19 protein-coding genes and 1 other RNA gene are annotated in these 19,703 nt (G+C 65.7%); 6 read left to right on the top strand and 14 right to left on the bottom strand.

The genetic code is table 11. From position 1 onward, the window contains the following. Nucleotides 1-29: 29 nt before the first annotated feature. The gene (locus B5G43_RS15815) at nt 30-2,624 is read right to left on the bottom strand and encodes a PBP1A family penicillin-binding protein (protein ID WP_158097451.1); all 2,595 of its coding nucleotides are present in this window, start codon (nt 2,622-2,624) and stop codon (nt 30-32) included. A 323-nt stretch (nt 2,625-2,947) separates the two neighbouring features. Between B5G43_RS15815 and B5G43_RS15810 the strand changes: the two genes are divergently transcribed. Continuing rightward, nucleotides 2,948-3,259: a DUF1292 domain-containing protein gene (locus B5G43_RS15810; RefSeq protein ID WP_204244606.1), complete on the top strand. Its 312-nt coding sequence runs from the start codon at nt 2,948-2,950 to the stop codon at nt 3,257-3,259. Nucleotides 3,260-3,288: 29 nt separating this feature from the next. Beyond that, a non-coding RNA gene (ssrS, locus tag B5G43_RS15805) (6S RNA) lies at nt 3,289-3,490 on the top strand. 66 nt (nt 3,491-3,556) lie between these two features. Here the strand turns inward: ssrS and B5G43_RS15800 are convergent. From B5G43_RS15800 to csaB, 4 genes are all read right to left on the bottom strand, one after another. Further along, nucleotides 3,557-4,204: an HAD family hydrolase gene (locus B5G43_RS15800; RefSeq protein WP_087263042.1), complete on the bottom strand. Its 648-nt coding sequence runs from the start codon at nt 4,202-4,204 to the stop codon at nt 3,557-3,559. A 62-nt stretch (nt 4,205-4,266) separates the two neighbouring features. Then, nucleotides 4,267-5,244: an inorganic phosphate transporter gene (locus B5G43_RS15795; RefSeq protein ID WP_242960638.1), complete on the bottom strand. Its 978-nt coding sequence runs from the start codon at nt 5,242-5,244 to the stop codon at nt 4,267-4,269. A 33-nt stretch (nt 5,245-5,277) separates the two neighbouring features. Beyond that, nucleotides 5,278-6,369, bottom strand: coding sequence for a glycosyltransferase (locus B5G43_RS18065; protein ID WP_275532322.1), 1,092 nt, complete (start codon nt 6,367-6,369; stop codon nt 5,278-5,280). 14 nt (nt 6,370-6,383) lie between these two features. Continuing rightward, on the bottom strand, nt 6,384-8,621 hold the full coding sequence (csaB, locus tag B5G43_RS15785; protein WP_087263038.1) for a polysaccharide pyruvyl transferase CsaB: 2,238 nt from the start codon (nt 8,619-8,621) through the stop codon (nt 6,384-6,386). A 150-nt stretch (nt 8,622-8,771) separates the two neighbouring features. Here csaB and B5G43_RS15780 point away from each other — a divergent pair, with 150 nt between their 5' ends. Next, nucleotides 8,772-9,296 carry a DUF4330 domain-containing protein gene (locus B5G43_RS15780; RefSeq protein ID WP_087263036.1) on the top strand — a complete coding sequence of 175 codons (525 nt, stop codon included), beginning with the start codon at nt 8,772-8,774 and terminating at the stop codon, nt 9,294-9,296. Between the two features lie 75 nt (nt 9,297-9,371). Next, entirely contained in the window at nt 9,372-9,917 is a 546-nt protein-coding gene (locus B5G43_RS15775) for a phosphatase PAP2 family protein (protein WP_087263034.1), read from the top strand. Between the two features lie 63 nt (nt 9,918-9,980). Here B5G43_RS15775 and upp read toward each other — a convergent pair whose 3' ends face one another. Genes upp through tsaE form a run of 3 tightly spaced genes read right to left on the bottom strand, consistent with a single transcriptional unit; the run spans nt 9,981 to nt 11,777 of the window. Next, entirely contained in the window at nt 9,981-10,610 is a 630-nt protein-coding gene (gene upp / locus B5G43_RS15770) for a uracil phosphoribosyltransferase (protein WP_087263048.1), read from the bottom strand. A gap of 19 nt (nt 10,611-10,629) precedes the next feature. Then, nucleotides 10,630-11,355, bottom strand: a complete 726-nt coding sequence (tsaB, locus tag B5G43_RS15765; protein WP_087263032.1) for a tRNA (adenosine(37)-N6)-threonylcarbamoyltransferase complex dimerization subunit type 1 TsaB — start codon at nt 11,353-11,355, stop codon at nt 10,630-10,632. After that, nucleotides 11,352-11,777 carry a tRNA (adenosine(37)-N6)-threonylcarbamoyltransferase complex ATPase subunit type 1 TsaE gene (gene tsaE, locus B5G43_RS15760; protein WP_087263030.1) on the bottom strand — a complete coding sequence of 142 codons (426 nt, stop codon included), beginning with the start codon at nt 11,775-11,777 and terminating at the stop codon, nt 11,352-11,354. The genes tsaB and tsaE overlap by 4 nt, the downstream gene beginning before the upstream one ends. 189 nt (nt 11,778-11,966) lie before the next feature. Between tsaE and B5G43_RS15755 the strand changes: the two genes are divergently transcribed. Then, nucleotides 11,967-13,115 carry an FtsW/RodA/SpoVE family cell cycle protein gene (locus tag B5G43_RS15755; RefSeq protein ID WP_242960636.1) on the top strand — a complete coding sequence of 383 codons (1,149 nt, stop codon included), beginning with the start codon at nt 11,967-11,969 and terminating at the stop codon, nt 13,113-13,115. A gap of 81 nt (nt 13,116-13,196) precedes the next feature. Then, nucleotides 13,197-14,165, top strand: a complete 969-nt coding sequence (locus tag B5G43_RS15750) for an Ig-like domain-containing protein (protein ID WP_242960634.1) — start codon at nt 13,197-13,199, stop codon at nt 14,163-14,165. Nucleotides 14,166-14,194: 29 nt separating this feature from the next. Here B5G43_RS15750 and sigE read toward each other — a convergent pair whose 3' ends face one another. The 6 genes from sigE to B5G43_RS17430 all read right to left on the bottom strand — a co-directional run. Continuing rightward, on the bottom strand, nt 14,195-14,902 hold the full coding sequence (gene sigE, locus B5G43_RS15745) for an RNA polymerase sporulation sigma factor SigE (protein ID WP_204244609.1): 708 nt from the start codon (nt 14,900-14,902) through the stop codon (nt 14,195-14,197). Between the two features lie 23 nt (nt 14,903-14,925). Next, nucleotides 14,926-15,774, bottom strand: a complete 849-nt coding sequence (locus tag B5G43_RS15740; RefSeq protein ID WP_242960633.1) for a sigma-E processing peptidase SpoIIGA — start codon at nt 15,772-15,774, stop codon at nt 14,926-14,928. Nucleotides 15,775-15,928: 154 nt separating this feature from the next. After that, nucleotides 15,929-16,309 (bottom strand): DUF4280 domain-containing protein, encoded by a 381-nt coding sequence (locus tag B5G43_RS15735; RefSeq protein WP_087263023.1) that lies wholly within the window; start codon nt 16,307-16,309, stop codon nt 15,929-15,931. 9 nt (nt 16,310-16,318) lie between these two features. Continuing rightward, on the bottom strand, nt 16,319-17,683 hold the full coding sequence (locus tag B5G43_RS15730) for a hypothetical protein (protein ID WP_087263021.1): 1,365 nt from the start codon (nt 17,681-17,683) through the stop codon (nt 16,319-16,321). A 14-nt stretch (nt 17,684-17,697) separates the two neighbouring features. Then, nucleotides 17,698-18,261 (bottom strand): hypothetical protein, encoded by a 564-nt coding sequence (locus tag B5G43_RS15725; protein WP_087263019.1) that lies wholly within the window; start codon nt 18,259-18,261, stop codon nt 17,698-17,700. A 35-nt stretch (nt 18,262-18,296) separates the two neighbouring features. Next, a partial coding sequence (locus B5G43_RS17430) for a hypothetical protein (RefSeq protein ID WP_158097450.1) occupies nt 18,297-19,703 on the bottom strand: 1,407 nt, incomplete at its 5' end.

Below are 19,703 nucleotides of genomic sequence, written 5' to 3'. Positions count from 1 at the left end.
GCGCTGCATTGGCAGCGCGCCCCGCTTTTTTAATGATTGGAATTGGCTTCCGGCGGCAGCTCCGCTCCCTCCTGCGTGGGAGTGGGCGACGGCGTCTCCTCCGGGTCCTCGCTCTCCGAAGGCGAGGTGGTGGGGCTCTCGGTGGGCTCCGCCACCGGCCAGGTGGACGGGTCCTCCGGATCGAAGTCCGGGTACAGGTTCACCGGCGGCCAGGTGTCCGGATTCGTCACATCAAAAGTGGACGGATCGTAGACATCGGGGCTGGGCTGCACCTCACTGGTGTGGACGGGACAGGTGGTGACTCCCGCCCAGGTGTAGCCCGCATCCCGGGTGCTTACCGTTGCGGCAACACCGCTGCGCACGTAGTTGAGCAGCGAGATGGTCTTGACCGTGGGGGTGACCCCGGCGGCGTTCCCCTCCCGGGGGCAGAACTCCCCGGCCAGGTAGTACTTGCTGCTGGTCTTTCCCGCCTCGTTGGTGGTGCTGACCACGCAGACCTCCTTGGCCTCGTGCAGGTCGCAGTAGCCGGAGGGCGCGTCATCCTCAAAGAAATAGGCCTGATACACCCGGCTGCCCCGGGCGTCCTGCGTACAGGCGTCGGTGGCCCGCAGGCCGCTGTCCATACAGATGGGCACCGTCACCAGTCCGCTGGGCTGGTCGAAGTCCTTCTTCTCCAGGCCCTCGTGGATGGGCTGCATGACCTTCTTCCACATCTGGGCGGCGGGGTTGGTGGCGCCGTTGTTGATGCGCTCGGGGTGGTCGGCGTAGCCGGTCCACACCGCCGCGGTGTAGTAGGGCGTATAGCCCACGAACCAGCGGTCCTTATAGTCGTTGGTGGAGCCCGTCTTACCGGCGATGGTCATGCCTGAGAAATAGGCCTCCGTACCGGTGCCCACACCGTGGGGGCTGGTCACCACGTCCTTGAGCATGTCGTTGATATACCAGGCGGTGGTGGCCTTCACGGCGGTCTCCGGCTCCTGCTGGGTGTTGTCCAGGATGATCTTGCCGTTGGAGTCCTTCACCTGAGAGTACGTGTGGGACTCCAGATACACGCCGCCCCGTGGGAATACCGAGTAGGCGGTGGCCATCTCGCGGACGGTGACGCCGTTGGTCATGCCGCCCAGGGCCAGCTGGGACAGGCCGTAGTCGTCCTCCGAGACGGTGGTGATGTGGAAGTTGTTTTCCAGATAGCCCACCGACTGCTCCACGCCAACCTCCTGGAGCACCCGGGCGGCCACGGCGTTGGAGGACTGCTCCACCGCTTTATAGACCGGCTCCAGGCCCCAGTAGTAGCCGTAGGAGTTGGAGGGCCAGGCCCCGTTCAGGTCCATCACCGGCGAGTCGTCAAAGACCGAGTTGGGAGTGATGAGCCCCAGGTCGATGGCGGGCGCGTAGGTGGAGAGGGTCTTCATGGCCGAGCCCGGCTGCCGGGTGGTCTGGGTGGCCAGGTTCAGAAGCTGGTTGCCCTCCTTCTCCCCCATGCTGCCCGCCAGGGCCACGATGTTGCCCTGGTTGTCAATGACCACGATGGCCGACTGAAGCTGCTCGCCCCGGGAGGAGGTCTGGGGCAGGTTGTCCCGGTTCTCATAGACCTCTTCCACCACGGCCTGGATCTCCGGGTCCACACAGGAGTAGATCTTCAGGCCGCCGCTGTACACCATGCGGCTGGCCACCTCATAGGTGTACTCGTACTGCTCCATCAGGTCGTTGATGACGTCCTGGACCACCTGCTCCTCATGCCAGCTGAGGATGGTGGAGGTGGTGTCGTCGCTCTCGCCCTGGGTGAAGTTCAGTCCCGCGTCGATCTGGGCCTTGGCCTCGTCGTACTCGGCCTGGCTGATCTTCCCCTGCTCCAGCATGGCCTGGAGCACCAGGGTGGCCCGGTAGGCGTTGTTCTCCGGGTAGCGGTAGGGGTTGTAGCCCGAGGGGTTGTTGGTGATGCTGATGAGGCTGGCGCACTCGGCCAGATTCAGCTCCCGCACGTCCTTGCCGAAGTAGTACTCCGACGCGGTGGCCACACCGTAGCACTTCTGACCCAGGTAGATATAGTTCAGGTACAGCTCCATGATCTCGTCCTTCTCGTGGTCCTTCTCAAAGTCCAGGGCCCGGAAGATCTCCAAAATCTTGCGCTTGACCGTGATGTCGTCGTACTGGGTCATGTTCTTCAAAAGCTGCTGGGTAATGGTGGAGCCACCATAGATATCCTGGCCGGTCATCATGCTCAGAATGGCCGAGCCGGTGCGCAGCCAGTCCACACCGTGGTGCTGGTAGAAGCGCTTGTCCTCAATGGCGATGGCGGCGTTGATGAGGTTCTCCGGGATCTCGTCATAGCTGATCCAGACCCGGTTTTCCGTGCCATAGAGGGATTGAAGCTCTACCTCCTGTCCGTTCTCGTCCACCCGGCAGATGGTGCTGGCCAGGGCGGTGGAGTAGGACTGGGCCTCGATGTGTGCGTCGGGCAGGATCACGTTGCGGATGTACACCGCCGCGAAACAGGCCAGGAATGCCCCCGTCATCAAGCCGATGAGCAGGAGCGTTCCCAGTACCTTCAGCACGCCCATGCCCACGGCCTGGGCCGTGCCTCCTCCCCGCCGCTTTCCGCTGGGATTGGTTTTCGTTGCCAAATTCACACCTCCGAAGTCGCTTCGCGGGCTGCCCGAGGGCATATTTCTCCCCGCGGATTCATAAAACGAATACTGTGACCGCGCCGGAGCCGGTCCGGTGGAACAGACGGCTCAACTCGGTAGTTTTTATTATAACACAGGTCCCCGTCTTGTCCACCCTAATTCCTTCCACTTTTTCCTCCCCTTAGGCCGTCACAAAAATTTCGCACACTCCCATATTGCATTTTCCGTCTCTTCGGGTTACAATAAGAGCACAGCAAATCGCCTCGGCGGTTTGGCTCCCTCCCGGACGGAGGAGAACAGGACCGAAAGTGGTGATTGCGATGAGCGAAGAATTCGGCGGCGAGTTCATTACCCTGACTGACGAGGAGGGCAATGAGTTTGAGCTGGAATACTGTACCACCGTGGAGTACAACGGCACCGTCTATATGGCGTTCCTCACCGTTACCGAGGGTGATGAGGACACCTCTTCCGAAGAGGTGGACGAGGAGAGCGAGGACGGCGGTCTGGTCATCCTGAAGGTGGTCCAGGTGGACGGCGAAGATCAGCTGTCGACGCTGGACGACGAGGCTGAGATGGAAGCCGTCTATGAACTGGTCATGGAAGACCTGTTCGCGGAGGACGAGGAGGAGTGATCCCCTCTCCCCTTCTTTAAGGAAGAAACTTCTTCCTGCTCGGTGCGTGACGGGCTTTATTTAAACCCACATCTCTTAAACGGGATGTCGCCCTCACGCCGTGGATTGCAGGCCTCCCGGCCCCCTTTGAGGGACACTGGAAGTTGGAAGCAGGGAAACGGCGTGGAGACAACCCACCTGCCATTCTTGTGCAGGTTTTAAATGGGTTCGCACGGCCACAGCGGGGCCCCCACGAGCTTCGGCTCGTGGGGTTTTTTATGCCCAAAAACAGAGCATATCGCCCGCTCAGTGAGGCCGTTATGCCAGGACCCGGGCCAGTGCCTCCGGATTGGCGGTGATGGTCCGGGCTCCGTTGGCCAGCAGGAATGCCGTGTCCCGGAAGCCCCAGGACACCGAGATGCAGCTCATCCCCGCGTTGCGGGCCGTCTCGATGTCCACGTCGGAGTCCCCCACGTAGACCGCCCGGTCCGCCGGGACCCCGAGCTCCTCCAGCGCCCGGAACACCGTGTCGGGAGCGGGCTTCTTCCGCACGCCCTCCGACTCCCCGATGGCCACCGGCACTCGATCGTCAAAGTAGTCGGCGCACAGCCCTTTCACCGCCGCGTCAAACTTGTTGGACACCACCGCCACGGCACAGCCCGACGCCTTCAGGTCGTCCAGCAGCTCCAGCACCCCGGGATAGGGCGCGGTCTTGCAGCGCATATGGGTCAGATAGTACTGCCGGAACTCCTCCAGACAGGCCGCCTCTTCCTCCGGCGTTGTCCCCTTGGGGACGGCCCGGTGGATCAGCAGGGCAACTCCGTTGCCCACGAAGCTGCGCACCTCGTCCACCGTCCGCCGGGGAAAGCCGCAGTGTTCCAGGGCGTGGTTGGCGCTGTCCGCCAGATCGTCCAGAGTGTTGAGCAGGGTGCCGTCCAGGTCAAAAATCACGGCATCATAGTGCATATGGAATCCTTCCTTCCGTTGGTCTGCCCCACATCATACACCCTTCCGCTCCGCCGCGCAAGTCAGAGCATCGCCTGGGTCAGCAGAAATCCCAGCAGCGCGCACACGGGAAAGGTGAGCCCCCAGGCCAGGACCAGCCCGCCTGTGGCCCACACGCTGGCCCGGGCGCCCCCGGCAGTGCCCGCCCCCAGAATGGCGGCAGTCTTGGCGTGGGTGGTGCTCACCGGCAGGCCCAGAACCGTACACAGCCCCAGCGCCGCGCCGCCCCCCAGATCGGCGGCCAGTCCGCTGCGGGGGGAGAGCTCCACCAGGTCCTTGCCCACGTGCTCCACGATGCGCCGCCCGCCCATCAGGGTCCCAAAAGCCATGGTGAGCCCGCACACCGCCGCCAGAGCCGGAGCGGGCTTCTCCCCTCCCCCGCCGCCTGCCAGCAGGAAGAGCCCCAGGAATTTCTGTCCGTCCTGGGCTCCGTGGAGGAAGGCCATCAGGGCCGCGCCGGCCACCTGTCCCCGGCGGCAGGCCCGCTCTCCCGGCCTCCGGCGTTCCAGTGCGTCCTCCGCCAGCCGTCCCAGGACCGCGCCCAGCACCAGAGACAAGGCCAGTCCCAGTCCCGCCTTCCACCAGGGGCCGGGGCGCAGGTTGGCCCGCCCCCCGGGCAGGGCCAGAGCTGCCCCCGCCAGACCGGCCAGCAGCGCGTGGCTCTCGCTGGTTGGGATGCCGAAGCGCCAGGCCGCCGCCGCCCACAGGGCCGTGGCCGCCAGGGCCGCGCAGAGAGCGGTCTGGGCCGCATCTCCGGTGAGGGCCACACTCTCCCCCACTGTCCGGGTCACCGCCGGCAGCCACAGCGCCGCCGCCACGGTCCCCATCAGATTACACACCGCCGCCAGAAGCGCCGCCCGCCGGAAGGACAGCGCCCCCGACGCCACGGCGGTGGCGATGGCATTGGGGGCGTCGGTCCAGCCGTTGACCAGCACCACCGCCCCCAGCAGCAGGCCCAGCGCCAGCCGGGCTGTCTCCCCCGAAGAAAACAAAACGATCACCCCCACCGCCATTGTACGGTGGGGGTGATTTTCCTATGCCTGACTGTGAAAGAGGCCGGTGTCCCGGAAGATCCGCTCCACTTCCCGCGCACGGCAGCTCCAGGAGCCGCCCTCGGCGTAGTGCAGCCGCCGGTCGCTGGCCCAGCTCCCGCTCTCGGCCAGGGCGCTGCCGCACAGCTCCACGAAGCGCCGGACCGTGTGGGCCGAATAGATGACGTCGGGGTACTCCTCCACCTGCCCGGGGAGGAGCATGGCCACGATGGGCTTTCCCGTGGAAAAGTACTCAAAGATCCGGGGCGGCAGCACGTCGTTGTCCGGCGAGCCCAGCCGCAGCAGGTTCATGCACACGTCAAAGCACCCCAGATACTCCGGCAGCTCCGCCAGAGACACCTCTCCGGTGAAGATCACATTGGGCTCCCGCTCCAGGCGGCGGAGCATGGGGCTCCCCTCCCGCCGGCCCACCAGGACCACCTTGGCCTGGGGATAGGCACGCGCCACCCGCAGCACCGGCTCCAGGTCCAGGTCCTGCCACAGGGTGCCCGCATAGCCCAGGATGGGCCCCTGCACCCCCCGCAGCGCGGCGGGGCGGGCCTCGTCGCTCCGGGGCTTCACCGAGCAGTTGGCCCCGTTGGGCAGCAGCGCCACGTTGTCGCTGCACGGGGAAATGTGCTCGGCCAACTCCGGCGAGGCGGCGAAGATCAGATCGGCGGACAGGCAGAGATCGCTCTCCCACCGCACCGGCAGATGGGACCAGTCCTGGGCGCAGTCGTAGACCACGCCCCGGCAGCTCAGTTCCTCGGCCAGGTGGACCACCCGGGGCGTGGCGCACCAGAGCACCGGGTCCCGCATGTGGTGGCGGGCCATGGCCGCCTCCACGAAGCGGAGGAGCCGCCGACGCCCCGCCCGGAAGAGCAGGCCCTCGTTCTCCCCCTCCCACACCGGCGGAAGGGTGTACACCACCAGGCCCGGACGCACCCGGCGGCCCGGGCGGCGGCGCAGGTCCCCCAGCCCGGAGGCGGGCTCAAAGTACAGGATCTGGGTCCCCTTCATGCGGGAGAGGAGCTGCTGGGTCCGGGAGGGATTGGAGCTCCAGGGCTCGTCGGCCAGACAGATGAGCTGGTCCAAGACGCTCCCTCCCCTCACACCTGGGGCGCCGGGCAGCCCAGCAGCGCCGCGGCGGTCTCGGAATTGCGGTGCTCCACCTGGCGCAGCCGGTCCACGCCCTCGGTGAGGAAGGCGCGATCGTCGATGCGCTCACAGGCGGTGTCGATGTGGGCCTTCAGCCCCTCCAGCGTGAGCTCCGAGAGGTCGGTATACAGGTCCTGACCGATGTAGGACAGGAAGGAGCTGATCTTCTGGTCATAGACCACGCCCACCAGAGGCACGCCCTGGCTGGCGGCAAAGACCAGCGCGTGGAGGCGCATGGACACCGCCACCTTCATCCGGGAGAAGAGGCCGATGGTGTGGGCCGAGCTGCCCGTGTCCTCGATGACGTGGTAGGGCCCGTGCATCTTCTCGGTGACCTGCCGGATGGCACCCAGGTCCAGCCGGCTCTCGATGGGCAGAAAGACCGGGGTCAGGCCGTGCTTCTCATAGGCGTAGTCGGCGGCGGCGGCAAAGACCTCCGCCTTCTCCCGGAAGCCAGGCCAGGGCCGCAGGGTAAAGCCGATGTAGCGGCCCTTGGGGTCCAGCCCCTCGTACTCCAGAAGCCCGTCCACCACCGGCTCCGGCGCGGCGGGCAAAATGACCGTGGGGTCGGCGGAGAGGACGATCTTCGGGTTGGTGACCCCCATGCTCTCCAGTTCCTCCCGGGAGTGGGTGTCCCGCAGAGTGATGGCGTCCACCCGCTTCTGCAGCACCCGGGCGGCCCGGGCCCGGTTGCTCTCCGAGTGGATGGGGCCGATGCCGCAGCCGTACATGAGCACCTGGTTGCCCAGGATCTTGGCCGCCGAGATGGTAAAAAGGTAGAACCACAGGGAGCGGTGGCTGGTCACGTCCTGCATGAGGGAGCCGCCGCCGTTGATGTAGAGCCGGGTCTTTCGCATCCGGTTGAGGAAACGGGGGAAGGCGAAGGTGTAGATGGAGTTGACCCGATAGGTCATGCGGGTGGAGTCGGGCTTCCGGGACAGGACCCACACAGGGAGGTCCGGGTCCAGCGCCCGCAGCTCGGCCACGATGGCCTCCAGAATGGCGTCGTCGCCTGCGTTGCCCCGGCCGTAGGCGCCGCAGACCAGCACGCCGTCCCGCTTGCCCTTCTGCCGGGCCTGGCGGCGGAGGATGGTCTCGTAGATCTGGAGCTGCCGCTGGAGGGTGGACTCCAGGGAGAAGTCGTCCCGGGCCTTCTGGTAGAGCCGCCCGCCCAGATGGCTGCGGAGCGTCGCGTCCCCCGCCAGGTTCGCCAGGTGCCGCCCCAGCGTCTCAGCGTCCCCCGCCTCGAAGAGGAAGCCGGTGACGCCGTCCTCGATGAGGTAGGGCACGCCGCCCACCCGGCTGGCCACGGTGGGCAGACCGGCCCGGGCGCCCTCGGTGAGGGCATAGGGGAAGGTCTCCGAGAGGGAGGTCAGGGTGTTGATGTCCAGGGCGTTGTAGAAGCTGTCGGTGTCGGTGACCCAGCCGGCAAAGCACACCTCGTCCTCCACGCCCAGTTCCTTGGCCAGCTGACCCAGGCGCTCCCGCTCCTCGCCGTCGCCGGCGATGAGGAGGCGCAGCTGAGGGGCGGTCTGGTGGGCCTTGGCGAAGCCGCGGATGAGGGTGGCGATGTCCTTCACCGGGTTGAGCCGGGCGGCGATGCCCGCAATGACGCAGTCCTCCCCCCAGGTGAGGCCCAGGGAGTTCAGATACTCCGCACGGGTCATGGCCGGGTGGCGGGGGGAGAAATCCAGGCCGTTGTAGATGGCAAAGAGCCGGTCCGGGTCGAAGCCCCGGGAGATCAGGAGGTCCACCATGGCGTCGGACACGCCGATGCGGTAGTCCAGCAGGCGCAGGGCCACCGTGTTGGTAGTGCCGTAGAAGAGCCGGGCCAGAGGGCGGCCCAGGTAGTCCAGGCGGTAGTCGGAGTGGACGGTGGACACCACCGGCAGGCCCGTGGACCGGCGCAGCAGCGCCCCCATCATATTGCCCCGGGCGCCGTGGCAGTGGATGATCTCGTACTTGCCGTCCACGATGAAGCGCCGCAGCTCCCGATAGGTGCTCAGCAGGTTTTTCCCGGGAAAGATCACGGTGGGGATGCCCAGCTCCCGGGCCTCCTGGGCAAAGGGGCCATCCATAAAACAGACCATGGTCACGTCGATGGTACGGGCCAGGTTCTGAAGCAAGCTGTGAACGTGGGTCTTGGCGCCGCCGCTGTCGCCGCCGCTGATGAGATGAATCACTTTCATGGGGTGGAATCCTCCAGTGAAAAAAAGACTTGTTCCGCGCATGGAAGTATGATACAATGACCAAAGACCATGCAATGCCGGATTCTCCGGCACACTGTGTCTATTGTACACCATGTTTATGGGAATTTACAACCTCGGAGGCTGCAAAAGATGTTAGACGAAAAGGGCAGACTGTTTGGTAAAATCAATATCGTGGACCTGCTGGTGGTGATCCTCATCCTGGCGGCGGTCGTGGTGGTCGGTTTCAAGTTCCTGGGTAAGAGCGGCGCGCTCCCCGGTGCCGAGGGCGGCAAGGCCAAGATCACCTTCACCGTCCAGGTCAACAGCGTGTATCCGGAGGTCTATGAGAACCTGCTGCCCTACGTGCAGCAGGAGGGCGGCGATCAGCTGATGGCTTCCGGCAACCTGCTGAGCGGCTATGTGGTGGACGTCAAGGCCGTGCCCCACGACAGCAGCACCGTGAGCATCAACTCCTCCCTGGGCGCCCTGGTGCTCCCCATGGACGATAACCTGCTGGACCTCACCTTCACCGTGGAGGCCACCGTGCCCAACGCCGACACCAACGAGCTGGGCACCCAGGAGATCCGCATCGGCAAGAGCCACACCCTCAAGACCACCCACTTCGAGTTCGCCAACGGCGTCATCACCGACTGCCAGTGGGAAGAGGCGGCCTGAGTTTTTCCTTGAACACCGGAACAGGACGGGTCCACCCCGTCCTGTTTTTCTATCACTCGACAGGAGGATCACACGATGGAATGGTTTTTTGCTCTGGACGGCGGGGCGCTGCTCTGGCTCCAGGAGACGGTGCGCACCCCCCTGCTGACTGCGCTGTTTCAGTTTTACACCCAGCTTGGGAATGCCGGAATGCTATGGATCGCCCTGTCGGTCCTGATGCTCTGCCACCCTAAGACCCGCCGGGCAGGTGTGTGCGCTCTGCTGGCGCTGCTGCTGGGGCTTCTGTGCACCAACGTGGTGCTCAAACACCTCTTCCAGCGCACCCGCCCCTGGCTGGTGGTGGAGGGGCTCATCCCGCTGGTGGCGGAACACGACCCCAACTCCTTCCCCTCCGGCCACACCACCGCCGCCTTCGCCGCGGGCGTGGTGTGGGCCCGCACCCTCCCCTGGCGCTGGGGACGGATCGGCGCGGTAGTGCTGGCGGTGCTCATGGGGCTCTCCCGGCTCTATGTGGGGGTCCACTTCCCCACCGATGTGCTGGCTGGAGCTGTGGTGGGCACCCTGTGCGCACTGTGCGCCCTGGCCATCGCCCGGGCTATTTGCTCCCGCCGGGCACACTGACCACATCCGGAGAAACACAAGGCCGGGACCCAATGGGTCCCGGCCTTGTCTGTTGTTCTGATCTTACTTGGTACCGAAGATGCGGTCGCCCGCGTCGCCCAGACCGGGCACGATGTAGCCGTGGTCGTTGAGCTTCTCATCCACAGCGGCCACATAGATCTCCACGTCGGGATGATCCTTGCGCACCCGCTCGATGCCCTCGGGGGCAGCGATGATGTTCATCAGCTTGATGTGCTTGACATCATAGTTCTTGATGAACTGGATGGCAGCGGAGGCGGAGCCGCCGGTGGCCAGCATGGGGTCCAGAATGATGATGTCCCGCTCGGCGATGTCATTGGGCATCTTGCAGTAGTACTCCACGGGCTCCAGGGTGTCGGGGTCCCGGTACAGGCCGATGTGGCCCACCTTGGCGGAGGGGATCAGGGTCAGGATACCGTCCACCATGCCCAGGCCGGCACGCAGCACAGGAACGATGGCCAGCTTCTTGCCCGTCAGGGTGTTGAACTTGCCGGTGCCCAGGGGCGTCTTGATCTCAACCTCTTCCACCGGCAGATCCCGGGTGGCCTCATAGCACATGAGGGTGGCGATCTCCGAGACGACCTCACGGAACTCCTTGGAGCCGGTCCGCTCATCCCGCAGGATGGAGAGCTTATGCTGCAGCAGCGGATGGTCCAGAATGTGTACCTTTTCCATGTCCATGGTATCTTCCCCTTTAACTTTGATTGTCGGACGCGCCTTGTGAGCGGAGACGGGCCAGACGCTCCCGCTCGGCCTGAGAGAGCCGGTGGTAGCGCGGGACCAGTCCGTCCGCGTCGGTCAGCGTACCGGCCCGGGCCTGCTCCAGCGCGGCACGGGCCACGCCCCAGGCGCTCTGGTAGCGCAGGTGGGGCGGCGCCATACGGACATCCAGCCCCAGTTCCCTGAGGGTAGTATAACACAAACGGGCTCCGTCTCCAACCAGTAATTGCGGATTTCCGCTCTTTTTTACCTGAGCCGCCAGCTCCTCCAGGGAGATGGCCCCGTCGTCGCTCAGCCGCTCCAGCCCGTCGCCGGTGCCCAGGAAGCGGGCGGCGTACACCTGATTGCGCCGGGCGTCCATGCCCGCGCAGATCTCCATCCCCGTGTGGGCCACCGTCCAGGCCATGGCCTCCAGGGTGGACACCGCCGCGCAGGGTTTCTTCCCCGGCCAGGCCAGGCCTTTGGCGGCCGACACGCCGATGCGCAGGCCCGTAAAGGACCCGGGGCCCGCCGCCACGGCGATGAGGTCCACGTCCTCCAGGCTGGCCCCGCAGCCACGCAGCACCTGGTCCGCCATAGGCAGCAGGGTGACGCTGTGGGTTAGGCCGTTGTTCTGAAAGGACTGGGCCAGCAGTACCTCGTCCTCACACAGCGCCACCGAGCAGGCGGTGGCGGAGGACTCAATGGCTAAGATCTTCATACCGTTCTCTCCCCTGTAATGGTGATGACGCGCTGATCGTCCGCCGCGCCCCGGCGGATGTCCACCCGGATGGGGTCCTCCAGCACGCCCTCGCCGTTCTCACTCCACTCCACGGCGCACACGCCGCCCCGGTCCAGGTAGTCCTCCCAGCCGATGTCGAAGAGCTCCTCCGCCGAGCTCAGGCGGTACAGATCAAAGTGGAACAGGGGCAGACGGCCCCCCAGATACTCGTTGACGATGGTGAAGGTGGGGCTGGTCACCCGCTCGGTCACCCCCAGCCCCCGGGCCAGTCCCCGGGTGAAGGCGGTCTTGCCCGCGCCCAGGTCCCCCGAAAAGGCGATCACGTCCCCCGCCGTCAACCGGCCGGCCAGAGCCTCGCCCAGGGCCTCGGTCTCGGCCTCTGAGTTGGACAGATATTCCATGGATTCACGCTCCTTCTCAAGTCGGGTCGATTATAACATATCTTTGAAGAAAGCGCAAAACAGTTTACGCCGCCCCAAAAAGATGGTATGATAAGGTCTGCCAAACCAACCCATTTTCCCTGAAAGGAGGCCCTTCCCCTGTCCTGGTTTTCCGATTCTCTGAAATCCTTTCTCCGCAAGGGCGATCTGGTGCTGCTCTCCCTGTGCCTGGCCGCCAGCGGATTCGGTCTGGTGCTCATTTACAGCGCCAGCCGCTATACCCAGTCCACCCGCTTCATGCCGGTGCAGTCGGTGGCCATCGTCCTGGGCGTCATCGCCTATATCATCATGTCCTCGGTGGACGTGGAGCTCTTCGCCGAAAAGTCCTGGAAATTCATCCTGGCCTTCAACATCGGCTTTGTCCTCCTCACCCGCACCCCCCTTGGCGTGGACCACGACACCGGCAACCGCAGCTGGCTGTCCATCCCCGGTATCCCCTTTGAGCTCCAGCCCGCGGAGATCGTCAAGCTCACCTTCATCCTGCTGCTGGCCTGGCAGTGCGCCCGCATCCAGGCCAATGAGAAGGACATCAGCTCCATCCCATCGGTCATGCAGATCGCCGGACACACCCTGATGATGTTCGGCCTCATCGCCGTGGCCTCCGGCGACTTCGGCATGGGCCTCACCTACCTCTTTATCTTCGTGGTGGTGGCCTGGACCGCCGGAGTGAAGAAGCGCTGGTTCCTGCTGGCCATTCTGATGGCCGCCGCGGGCGTGGCCCTGGTGGTGATCTTCTGGGACAAGTTCAGCGGCATCTACTTTTTCCGCCGGGTGAAAGTGGTCATCGACCACATCACCGGCAACCCCGACACCATCTACGACCAGACCATGGACACTGGCTGGCAGCAGACCAAGAGCATCACCGCCATCGGCTCGGGCCAGCTCACCGGCATGGGGTACCTGAACGGCAACCTCACCCAGAGCGAATACGCCACCAACCTGCCCGCCCGCTACAATGACGAGATCTTCGCCGTGTGCGGCGAGGAATTCGGCTTCATCGGCTGTGTGTTCCTCATGCTGCTGCTGGGTGCCATCATCCTCCGCTGCATCTGGGTGGCCCGCCGGGCCTGCTCCCCCCAGTCGGCCTATCTGGTCATGGGCTACGCCGGCATGCTGCTGGCCCAGGTGGGCGTCAACATCGCCATGTGCCTCTACATTTTCCCGGTGGTGGGCCTGACCCTCCCCTTCGTGAGCTACGGCGGCTCTTCCATCATCACCATGTACGCCGCCATGGGCATGGTCTCCAGCGTGAAAATGCGCTCCCTCCCCAGCTGGCTGCGGGATCGCAGCAACCTCTAGGCCACAACGCATAAACCTCCCTGTTCCGGCAGAGACTACGGGTACATCCCATCGCTCTGCTGGAACAAGGAGGTTTTTTTCTTGAAACGAACCCTGCGCGTCCCCGCCCTGCTGGCGGCGGGGGCCCTCATCGCCGCGCTGCTCTCCCCTGCCGCCCTGGCCGGAGAGAGCTCCGGCGTCCCGGTGGCCCGGGACCTGTCCTTCACCACCTACAAAAATACCGCCCTCACCGAGCGCTTTTCCGCCCTGGACCCGGAGGGGGAGCTGCTCACCTATCAGCTGGTGCGCAAGCCCGCCCGGGGGGCGGTGACCATGCCGGAGGAGGGCTCCGACACCTTCGTCTACACCCCCTATGAGAACAAGACCGGCAAGGACTCCTTCACCTATGTGGCGGTGGACGCCTCGGGCAACACCTCTCAGCCCGCCACCGTCTCTTTGGTGATCGAAAAGCCCAAGACCAAGGTGACCTACGCGGACCTGGACGGCCACACCGCCGCCAACGCCGCCATCCGTCTGGCGGAGGAGGGCCTTTTTGTGGGCGAGTGCCTGGGCGGGGCCTACTTCTTCCGCCCGGACGAGCCCATGGAGCGCAGTGAGTTCGTCTCCCTGCTGGCCCAGGCCGCCGGGCTGGAGGGCCTGGACGTGTCTGCCACCGGCTTTGCCGACGACGACGCCATCCCCGACTGGGCCAAGCCCTATGTGGCCTCCACCCTGAAGGCCGGGGTCCTCCAGGGCACGGTGGACGCCTCCGGTCAGGCGGTCTTTCGCCCGGACGACCCCATCACCTGGGCCGAGGCCAGCGTGCTGGTGGACCGGGCCCTCCAGATCACCGACGTGGCCGAGCCCACCATGGGGGTGGATCTGAGCGCCGCGCCGGTGTGGGCCGCCCAGTCAGGGGCCAACCTGGAGAGTGTGGGCCTCTTGCAGGCGGAGAACGGCGGCGCGCTCACCCTGTCCGGCTCTCTCACCCGGGGCGAGGGGGCCCAGCTCCTGTGCGGCGCGCTGGACGTGCTGGCCGAGCGGGAAGAGAGTTTCTGGCCCTTCTGGTGAGGCACGGGGCGGGCAAGCCGCCCCCTACATTACAAAAGGCTTAAAATCTCCCGCCGTAGCCGGGCAATGATGCGCTTTTCAAGCCGGGAGATGTAGGACTGGGAGATACCCAATCGGTCGGCCACCTCCTTCTGGGTGCGCTCGGCCCGTCCCCCCAGCCCGAAGCGCAGGGTGATGATCTCCCGCTCCCGGGGCTCCAGCCGCCCCACCGCCTGGGTGAGGAGCTGCCGGTCCACGTCCTCCTCCAGGGGCTTCATCACCAGGTCGCTCTCGGTGCCCAGCACGTCGGACAGAAGGAGCTCGTTGCCGTCCCAGTCGGTGTTCAGCGGCTCGTCAAAAGACACCTCGCTGCGCAGGTTGGAGATCTTGCGCAGGTGCATAAGGATCTCATTTTCGATGCACCGGGAGGCGTAGGTGGCCAGCTTGATGTTCCGCTCCGGCTTGTAGGTGCTCACCGCCTTGATGAGCCCAATGGTGCCGATGCTGATGAGGTCCTCCAGCCCCACCCCGGTGTTCTCGAAGCGGCGGGCGATGTACACCACCAGGCGCAGGTTGTGCTCGATGAGGCTGGCCTTGGCCCCCTCGTCCCCCGCCCCCAGCCGGGCGATGAGGGCGGCCTCCGCCTCCCGCTCCAGCGGGGCGGGCAGGGTATCGCTCCCGCCGATGTACATGACCTTTCCCGGCAGCCACAGGCCCAGCTCGGCCAGCTTCCGCCGCAGCGTTTCCAAAAGTCCCATCCACATAAGGTTCTCCTCCTCCCTCATGCCCCGATCAGGGCGCTGTATCCCCCTCCGTCGCTCACCGGCGTGGGCGAGAGGGCCACCAGAATGTCCCCCAGGTCCTCCTCCCCCACTCGGACGCCGTCGCTGCGCACCGCCAGCAGCAGAGCACAGCTCACCCCCACCGCCCGGTAGGGCAGCAGCCGCAGGCGCTTGCCCACCGCGCTCCCGGCCCGGGCGGAGAGGGCCTCCGCCGGGTGGAAGAGCTCCTCCGCTCCGGGGGCCTCCCCTGCCGGGAAGAGCCCCGCCATCCGCGTCCCCTCCGCCACCAGCACCCGCCGCCCCGTCACCGGGTCGGTGAGGGTGTGGCCGGTGTCCACCAGGGCGGTGAGCTCCACCTGCCGCTCCCCCAGGGTCACCGTGACGGCCCGGAGCTGCGCCGGCGTGTGCTGCGCCGTCCGGCTCAGGGCCAGGGTGATGAGGGTGTAGCACAGCGCCGCCGACAGCAGGATGAGCCGCAGGTCCAGGGAGGAGCAGAACACCCCGTTGCGCAGGGTGAGCCCCCGCCCGCCCAGCAGTGTGATGGCCAAAATGCCCCCGCCGAAGGCCGCCGACACCGCCAGGAACACCAGGCTCACCCGCAGGAGGCGGTGACTGTGGCCGTAGCCCAGCAGCAGCATCAGCGCCGCCGTGCCCGCCTTGCAGAGCGGGTGGGCCAGAAACCCCAGCCCCGGCAAAAAGAGCGCCACGGCGTAGCACCCGCCCAGGGCGGCCCCCAGCGCCAGACGGCCCCGCCGGAGCTCGTCTCCGGAGAGACGGCCCGCCGCCAGCAGCAGCAGATAGTTCACCGTCCCATTGAGCAGGAACACCAGGTCGATGTACACCGTCACAGGACCCCTCCCCCTTTCTCCGGCCGGCAGGGTCCATTATACGGCGTGTCCCTCACAAAAAAGGTCAGAACCGGGAGGTGCGCACAGGGTCGTTCTCCGGCGAAAGGCGCGAAAAACACGCTGCCCGGCACAGAGGCCGGGCAGCGTGCTTTTCTCAGGGCACCATGGTCTGGAACTGGCCGGGGTTGACGATCTGGATCACCCCGCCATAGGCACACATGAGCTTGGAGTTGTTGTTCAGGGCCGGATACTTGGACACCAGCACCGTGGGCGAACCCGGCGTCCAGGGCGCGGGGATCACCGGCACACAGGGCGCCGGGGCAAATCCCACCGGAGGGGGCTTGATGGTGGCGGGGTTGCCCGGGCAGGAGCACATCCCGAAGGTGGGGATGTTGGCCATGGGCTTGTTGTCCATGATGGTGGCCATGGGCTTGGAGGAGACCAGCGTGGTGGTCTGGGAGTTGACCACCAGCGTGGCTGGGGCCGCCCCGAAGGTACATTGGAGCATGGCCCCCATACAGACGCAGATTCCCATAATTTCCTCCTAAATCTCCGCGGTGGTGCAGCCCACGCCCATGGCGTGCTGGAACTCCAGCACCGCCAGATTGAACTGGGCTGTCTCCTGGATGAGCGTGGAACGGTTGTTGTAGATCCTGGACCACTGGGTGGTCAGCGTGGACAGATTGGAAGTCCACGCGCCCCCCTCCGTCCCCTGCTCCAGCGTGTAGAGCGGCTTAGGCGCGGCGGTGCCGCTCTCGTCCAGCGCCGCCTGGGCCGTCTCAATGGCCGTCCGGGACACCTGGAGCCGCGCCAGGCGCTCCTTGACGTCGGAGGTCACGGCGGTCTGGGCCTTGGGGTAGTCGGCCTGGGCCGTCTCCAGGGCTGCCTGCTGTTCCAGATACTCCGGCGCGGTGGTGGGGTACTGGTAGCGCAGCTGGAGGAGCTTCGCCTCCGCCACCTCAATGGCCCGCAGCGCCGCCTTCACCTCGTTGCGCTCTTCCAGCGCGGCAGAGACCGCCGCCTCTTCCGTGACATCCGGCAGGGACCAGGGGCTCAGCTCCCCCGTCACCACCAGCCCGGCGTCCGCCCCATTGCCGGTGGCCTCGCACAGCGCCTGGGACGCCGCCTGGAGATCCACCCGGGCGGTCTCCACCGCCAGCTCGGCCTGGCTCAGGCGCTCCGCCACCGCTGCCGCATCCTCTGCTAAGAGCTGTGCTCGGGCCTCATCCTCGCTCTCCCCGCTCTGCTCCGCCTGAAGCATGGCGTTGAGGCCCTGGTAAAAGACCAGATTCTCCTCCTCCAGCGCCAGCTGGTCCCGGCAGCGCAGATAGTCCAGGGCCAGGCTGGCCGCCTGTTCAGCCAGGGCGTTCATCCGGGCCTCATAGTTGGCGGGGGCCTGGGTCTGGGCAAAGGCCCGGCGCTGGGCGTCGTCGGCGCTGCCCACCCCGGCGGCAATGGCGTTTTCGGCGGCCAGGGTGGTCTGGGCCTCCAGCGCGCCGCTGCTCTCGGTCTGCATCCACTCGGTGAGGCTCTCCAGTGTCACCTCGTCCGCCGCCAGGACCGGCGGATCGCCCAGGTCGGCGGAGGAGCCGCCGCCCGATGTACCGCCGGAACCGCCGCTCCCGGACTCCGACGTGCCGGACGGCTCCGGCTGGGCGCTCGCCTCCGCGCCCTCGGCGGGAACGGGTGTCCCGTCCGGTGCCGGGGTGTCGCTCGTCTCCGGGGCATCGCTCTCTTCCGAGCCGATGCTGGAGAGCGCCGCGCTCCCCTCCTCCTTGGCCCAGAGCGCCGTGAGCAGGGACTGCCGCTGGGCCTGGGCCCGGCTCAGGAAGTGGGACACCAGCGCCAGGCCGATGACCAGGGCCACCGCCAGGATCGCCGCCACGATCCAGCGGTCACGTTGCTTCATCCTGTCCTCCTCCCTCAGCGGCCGATTTGGGCAAAGGCCTCATCCAGCGAGAGGCCGTCGTTCAGACCGTCCAGCACGGTGGTGACCAGATCGCAGCTCAGGTCGAAGAGGAACAGGTCCTCGGTGAACACCCCCTGGTCCACCGCTCCCTCCAGCGGGAAGCCCTGGACATACCGCACCGCCGCCTTCGCGGGCTGGCCGAACGCGGGGTTGGGATCAGCCAGGACACAGGTCCCCAGGGGCAGACGGTTGTTCAGGCGGCAGATGGCCTCCAACAGGGTGGCCCGGTCCAGCTCCTCCACCGGACAGGGGAGCTCGGAGTAGAATTGCAGGTATTTGGTAAACTCCGCCGTCTCGGTGTCCAGCGGCAGAAAACTGTGGCTCACGATGCGGGGCCGGTCCCGGTCGTCCGGCTCCAGGCCGGCCACCAGGGTGGGCATGGGGAATTCCTCCCGAGCGGGGAGCACCTGGCCCTCCAGCTCCATGTCTCCATAGTAAACGGCGAGGATCTCCAGGTCCCGGAGGATGGATTCCTCGGTGAGCTCGGTGTCTTTCAGGTATTCATCAGCGTATCCCATTTGATTCTCCTTTTCGTCATTGCGGAAGAGATGCGTTACTCACCTTCCCGGTAGAAGCCGCCGCGGATGGTCTCCAGCACCTCCCGGGAGGTCCGAGCCCGCATCAGCGGACCGTAGCCCACGCCCAGGGCGTCCACCCGGTCGGACATGATCCGGTATTTCTCCAGGCCCTGCCGGGCCTTGGCCACTTCGGCCACCTCGGTGGTATCGGGGGACACATCGGTGATCTTCTCCTTGGACAGATCCTGCAGGCGCTGGAAGAAGTTGACCGCCAGGGTGTGCCGGCGCTTGAGCTTGTTGGTATCCGACTTGTTCTCATCGTAACCGCGCCAGCCCCTGTTGCGGCCCTGAGTCCGAATAAAGGACGCGATCCCTTTGGCCGCATTGCCTACCCCCACCGCCATTCGGATGGAGTTGCCCACCAGGGAGCCCACCGTCGGGTCCAGCGAGGCCAGCGAGGTGGCGAAGTTCACCGCATCGCCGAACACGATATCCAGGATGCCCTGTCTCTGGCGATGCTTGTTGGCTGTGGTCAGCTCCTTCACCATGTCGTAGTCCTCCAGCGCGTCCAGAAGGGGATCCGCCGCAGCCGTCTGCGGCGCAGTGTTCTGCTGTGCCCCGCCTTGCTGTCCGGTGGCCTGTGCCTGCGTCCGTCGATCGGAGGTCACTTCATCCAGCCGCTGCTTGCGCGCGATGTAATGCCACCGTGGGATAGCTTCGGGGTTGAAGTGGAGCGTTTCCTTTCCACGCTTCAGAGGGTCGGCCTTGCTGTGCCGCATCTCCACATACTTGGCCGAGCCCTGATTGGCCTTGATCCGCTCCTTGGCCGCCTCTTTCTGCTCCCGCATCCGATCTTTACTCTTCGATGCCTTGATGAGGCTGTGCAGATTCTGGGCAAAGGAGATGGCCGAACTGACCGCGCCCAAGATGGCACCGATGATGGGCACTTGCTCTGCCAGGGACTTGAAGTTGCCCAGAATGCCGTTCACCGCTCCCATCAGATTCAGCACCGTTTCGATGCCCTCTTTCACGATGCTGCGGAACTCGGCAAAGTCCTTGCGCCCATTCGTCTTGGCGTATTCCACGATGTGCTTGATGGTCACGCCGGCGTTGACCAGCGTCCGGATGGCGCTCTCCACCGCGTCCACCCACAGGACACCCGTGGTCCCGCTCTTGGCCCCATACTGCTCATTGGTGGATACGCCCATCGCCCAGCTGGCCTGGTCTCCGACCCAGTCCGTGACGGCCCAGCCGATCTTTACTTTCCCTGTTGTGCCCAGTCCTTCCGGTCTGCCGGGGTTCTTGTCCGCTGCGGTCAGGGTCATGCCGCCCACTTTATTCAGGAATCCCTGGAAGAAGCTGTTTTTCCGTTTGACCAGCTTCCGCTTTTCCTCCGGGAGCAGCCGGTTTGCGGGTGGATCCGGGGTGGCCTGGGGGGGCGG

This window comes from Flavonifractor sp. An92 (genome assembly GCF_002159175.1).
In the GTDB taxonomy this organism is placed as follows: Bacteria; Bacillota; Clostridia; order Oscillospirales; family Oscillospiraceae; genus Pseudoflavonifractor_A.
Note: the sequence above shows the minus strand (reverse complement) of the source record. Positions and strands in the feature narration are given on the sequence as shown.

Excerpts from the sequence above, each read along its gene's own strand:
- B5G43_RS15810 (WP_204244606.1), top strand. The coding sequence starts at position 2,948 with ATGAGCGAAGAATTCGGCGGCGAGTTCATTACCCTGACTGACGAGGAG.
- B5G43_RS15800 (WP_087263042.1), bottom strand. The coding sequence starts at position 4,204 with ATGCACTATGATGCCGTGATTTTTGACCTGGACGGCACCCTGCTCAAC.
- csaB (WP_087263038.1), bottom strand. The coding sequence starts at position 8,621 with ATGAAAGTGATTCATCTCATCAGCGGCGGCGACAGCGGCGGCGCCAAG.
- B5G43_RS15780 (WP_087263036.1), top strand. The coding sequence starts at position 8,772 with ATGTTAGACGAAAAGGGCAGACTGTTTGGTAAAATCAATATCGTGGAC.
- B5G43_RS15775 (WP_087263034.1), top strand. The coding sequence starts at position 9,372 with ATGGAATGGTTTTTTGCTCTGGACGGCGGGGCGCTGCTCTGGCTCCAG.
- upp (WP_087263048.1), bottom strand. The coding sequence starts at position 10,610 with ATGGAAAAGGTACACATTCTGGACCATCCGCTGCTGCAGCATAAGCTC.
- tsaB (WP_087263032.1), bottom strand. The coding sequence starts at position 11,355 with ATGAAGATCTTAGCCATTGAGTCCTCCGCCACCGCCTGCTCGGTGGCG.
- tsaE (WP_087263030.1), bottom strand. The coding sequence starts at position 11,777 with ATGGAATATCTGTCCAACTCAGAGGCCGAGACCGAGGCCCTGGGCGAG.
- sigE (WP_204244609.1), bottom strand. The coding sequence starts at position 14,902 with ATGGGACTTTTGGAAACGCTGCGGCGGAAGCTGGCCGAGCTGGGCCTG.
- B5G43_RS15735 (WP_087263023.1), bottom strand. The coding sequence starts at position 16,309 with ATGGGAATCTGCGTCTGTATGGGGGCCATGCTCCAATGTACCTTCGGG.
- B5G43_RS15730 (WP_087263021.1), bottom strand. The coding sequence starts at position 17,683 with ATGAAGCAACGTGACCGCTGGATCGTGGCGGCGATCCTGGCGGTGGCC.
- B5G43_RS15725 (WP_087263019.1), bottom strand. The coding sequence starts at position 18,261 with ATGGGATACGCTGATGAATACCTGAAAGACACCGAGCTCACCGAGGAA.